Genomic DNA, 3642 nt, shown 5'->3' with positions numbered 1-3642 from the left:
CACCACCTGATCTGCCGGCACGCCGGGCAAGGCCACCACGACGCGCACGCCGCGCGCGGTTTCGACGACATCTGCCGGCGGTTCCCACACTGGTCGGTGCGCACGCGTCTCGCCGAGCTGAAAGAACTGCCGGTGCAGGCGATCCGCCCGCTCCACCAGCTCGCAGGCCTCGGCCCACATCCAGGCACTCGAATCGCGATACCTCATCACGTCTCCTTGGATTGCGCGCGGCCAGCCGCAGGCGCCATCGCCTTGCGCTGTCCCGTGTCAAACGAAATGGTGTTTGCCCAGGGCGAATTCAATAGCGCGCCCGGCCCGCGTTGTTCGGCCCTCACGGCCGGGCTACACTCGTTGCACTCGCGAACGCCCACCCGGAGTTATTATGGAGTCACCCAAGCTCGCACGCTTCGTCGATGCGCTGTGGCAGGAATCGGTCATGCCAACGCTCACGGAGTACATCCGCATCCCGGCCAAGTCGCCGTTCTTCGATCACGACTGGAAGCGGCACGGCTACCTGGAGGACGCGGTGCGGCTGGCGGTCGACTGGTGCGAGGCGCATCGCATCCCGGGAATGACCCTCGAAGTGGTGCGGCTGCCCGGGCTCACGCCGCTCGTCTACGTCGAGATTCCCGGCACGCGGCCGGGCACCGTGCTGCTCTACGGGCACCTCGACAAGCAGCCGGAGTTCTCGGGCTGGCGCGAGGATCTCGGGCCGTGGAAGCCGGTGATCGAGAACGAACGCCTGTACGGTCGCGGCGGGGCGGACGACGGCTATGCGCTGTTCACCGCGCTCGGAGCGATGATCGCACTTGCCGACCAGCGCTCGTCGCACCCGCGCTGCGTGCTGCTCCTCGAATGCAGCGAAGAGAGCGGCAGCCCCGACCTGCCTGCGTACATCGATGCGCTCGCCGGCCGGCTGGGCACGCCGGAGCTGGTGATCTGCCTGGATTCGGGCTGCGGCAACTACGAGCAGTTGTGGGCGACCACCAGCCTGCGCGGGCTGGTCGCCGGCACGCTGACGGTGGAGGTGCTGGAACTCGGCGTGCACTCCGGCGACGCGAGCGGCATCGTCCCGTCGACCTTCCGCATCGCGCGGCAGCTGCTGGCACGCATCGAGGACGCCGCGACCGGCGAGATCATCCCGCGCGAGCTGCACGTCGACATCCCCGCGGATCGCGTCCAGCAGGCGCAGCACGCCGCGCACGTCCTTGGCAGCCATGTGCACGACAAGTTTCCGTTCGCTTGCGGGTGCGGTCCGGTGTCGCGGGATGCGGGGCAGCTCATCCTGAATCGCACCTGGAAGCCTGCGCTGGAAGTCATCGGTGCGGCGGGGTTGCCGTCTCTGGAATCGGCGGGCAACGTGCTGCGGCCGAAGACCGAGTTCAAGCTGTCCTTCCGCTTGCCGCCGACCGCGGACGCCGACGTGGCGGCACGGCGGCTGAAGGAGATCCTGGAGGCGGATCCGCCCTACGGCGCGCGTGTCACCTTCGAGCGCGAGCAGGCATCCAGCGGGTGGTGCGCGGGACCGGTCACATCCGCGCTCGCGGCCTCGATCGAGCACGCTTCGACGAACTACTTCGGCCGCTCCGCGGTGTTCATGGGCGAAGGCGTGTCGATCCCGTTCATGGGCATGCTCGGAGCGAAGTTCCCGGGGGCGCAGTTCCTGGTCACCGGTGTACTGGGACCGCAATCGAACGCCCACGGCCCGAACGAGTTCCTGCATCTGCCGACCGCGCGACGCCTTACCTGCGCCATTGCGGAAGTCATGGGCGGCGGGGCCGCGTAGTCGCGGCGCTTATTTCACTGCGGTGGGGGGACGCGTCACTTTCATGCGCAGCGAGAGCAGCACCGACGATTCCGCCTCGATGCGCGCAATCCGCCAGAGCAGAAAGCGGTAGTCGGCGAGCGGCACGGGCGTAAGCCGCTCGCGTTTCCGGGCATCGGTCACCGTGCGCAGCAGCGGAACCGGTCCGAACGCAACGCCGTCTTCGCTCGCTAGCACGCTTGCGGGCTGCGCGCTGCCGGCTACGTAAGTCATCCCTAAGGGAAGGGGAACGGCGACTTCCAGTTTCTCACCGTGGTCTTGCCGTGATTGCGGTATTCGGCGCGGTACTCGACGATGTCGCCGGCGCGGGCTTCGAGTGCAGGGATCAGACGCTCCGGGCTGCCGGCAGCCTGCTCGACGCGAAAGGCATGCAGCGTTGCCGTGACGGTGTCTTCAGCGTCGCCTGCCAGGGCCGTGGGAACCGCCAGGCTTGCGGCGATCGCTGCGGTCCGCAGCCGTGACTTCAACTGGAATCCCAAGAAAAAAAAGAAGGGGCTGTACTACGCCCCTTCGAAGTTTCCCCAACACCACCCTTGCCGTCGCCAGGCCTCGGTTCGCCCACGGAGGACGCGGTCCGAAGACGGGCGCCGGCACAGAGTTCTTTTGGACTGGAGGCCGGGAGCAGGTCGGCACTCGCGTTCTGCGTGCATGCTGAAAGGCAACACGTATGCCACTGGATACCCGGTGGAAACGGCCGAATAGGGACGAGCGGCAGGCCGCAGCTGGGTGAATTCAGGCGCGATGCCGGCTTTCGCCGGGGGCGAGCGCGCCGGCGATCAGATGAGCGGTGCGGATCGGTTCCGGGAGTCGACCGCGCGGCGTGAGGCGAGCGAGCAGTTTTTCGGCAGCTTGCGACGAGATGCCGGTGCGCTGAACCCAGAGACCGCCGATTGCTTCCATCGGCCCGGCCCGCTCGATGAGCCGCCACTTGCGCGCGCCACCGCGCACGTGATCGAGCAAGGCCCGGCGGATCGCCGTCAGGTCGGGTTTCCTGCGTGCCACGACGAGGACCGGCAGCGCCACTTCCCGGTGCAGGGCGGCGAGATCGACTACATTGAAGCCAGCGACTGCGATCCCCTGCAGTAGCACGGCGTGCAGCTGCTGCCGGAAGCGGCTTTTGGCGATGAGACTGGCGATGACTCGCGTCGCGTTCCTGCCATCGCGGCGGACGGCTCCGGTGACGACACCTTCCAGGCGCAGGCCGGCGAACACGGCGCCAACCAACAGCACGTTGCCGCGGTGCTCGCGCGCGAAGGGCGCATCGTCGAAGGCGATCACGTGCGGCTGCTTGGGCAAGCGCGTCGGCCCGGAATCATCGCTGTGCATCGCGGTCACATTTCCCCACTCGCTGGACCGGGCGCCGTCGGCGCGGGCACCACCGGGTCATGGTGCGTGCGCATCGACCGAAGTCGCTCGTGCGGGAATTCGGCCTCGCGCACGTGCAGCGAATATTTCGCGACCGATGTCGATCTCGCGTTGCGTGGTTCGTCGTAGCGTGGTGCGGGCGATGATCCGGTTGCGGATGCCCGATCTTGCAGATCAACCCAGCAGGAGGAACGACAATGAGCACTGCCGAAGTGAAACCGATTCCGGACGGGATGCATAGCGTGACCCCACACCTCGTGTGTGCTGGTGCTGCCGACGCCATCGAGTTCTACAAGAAGGCGTTCGATGCGGTCGAGATGTGCCGCGTCGACGGCGCTCCCGGGAAGCTCATTCACGCCGCCATCCGCATCGGCGACTCGATGGTGATGCTGACCGACGAAATGCCGAACTGCGGCGCGCTCGGGCCGAAGGCGCGCGGCGGTGCGTCGGTC

General features: G+C 67.4%; 6 protein-coding genes. 2 read left to right on the top strand and 4 right to left on the bottom strand.

Translation table 11 applies throughout. The annotated features are described in order from the left end of the window. Positions 1-207: Hsp20/alpha crystallin family protein (locus tag JNK68_16230; protein ID MBL8541891.1), on the bottom strand; the 207-nt coding region annotated here is incomplete at its 3' end. Between the two features lie 175 nt (positions 208-382). Here JNK68_16230 and JNK68_16225 point away from each other — a divergent pair. After that, a complete protein-coding gene (locus tag JNK68_16225; protein ID MBL8541890.1) occupies positions 383-1786 on the top strand; it encodes a M20/M25/M40 family metallo-hydrolase in 1404 nt (467 codons plus the stop codon). A 9-nt stretch (positions 1787-1795) separates the two neighbouring features. Here the strand turns inward: JNK68_16225 and JNK68_16220 are convergent, their stop codons facing one another. From JNK68_16220 to JNK68_16210, 3 genes are all read right to left on the bottom strand, one after another. After that, positions 1796-2038, bottom strand: coding sequence for a hypothetical protein (locus JNK68_16220; protein MBL8541889.1), 243 nt, complete (start codon positions 2036-2038; stop codon positions 1796-1798). Positions 2039-2040: 2 nt separating this feature from the next. Then, positions 2041-2292 (bottom strand): hypothetical protein, encoded by a 252-nt coding sequence (locus JNK68_16215; protein MBL8541888.1) that lies wholly within the window; start codon positions 2290-2292, stop codon positions 2041-2043. Between the two features lie 265 nt (positions 2293-2557). Next, the gene (locus tag JNK68_16210; GenBank protein ID MBL8541887.1) at positions 2558-3151 is read right to left on the bottom strand and encodes a DUF99 family protein; all 594 of its coding nucleotides are present in this window, start codon (positions 3149-3151) and stop codon (positions 2558-2560) included. A gap of 236 nt (positions 3152-3387) precedes the next feature. Between JNK68_16210 and JNK68_16205 the strand changes: the two genes are divergently transcribed. Further along, positions 3388-3642 (top strand): VOC family protein (locus JNK68_16205; GenBank protein ID MBL8541886.1); only part of this gene is annotated, 255 nt, incomplete at its 3' end.

This window comes from Betaproteobacteria bacterium, assembly GCA_016791345.1.
Taxonomy (GTDB): domain Bacteria; phylum Pseudomonadota; class Gammaproteobacteria; order Burkholderiales; family JAEUMW01; genus JAEUMW01.
Note: the sequence above shows the minus strand (reverse complement) of the source record. Positions and strands in the feature narration are given on the sequence as shown.

Excerpts from the sequence above, each read along its gene's own strand:
- JNK68_16210 (MBL8541887.1), bottom strand. The coding sequence starts at position 3,151 with ATGCACAGCGATGATTCCGGGCCGACGCGCTTGCCCAAGCAGCCGCAC.
- JNK68_16220 (MBL8541889.1), bottom strand. The coding sequence starts at position 2,038 with ATGACTTACGTAGCCGGCAGCGCGCAGCCCGCAAGCGTGCTAGCGAGC.
- JNK68_16225 (MBL8541890.1), top strand. The coding sequence starts at position 383 with ATGGAGTCACCCAAGCTCGCACGCTTCGTCGATGCGCTGTGGCAGGAA.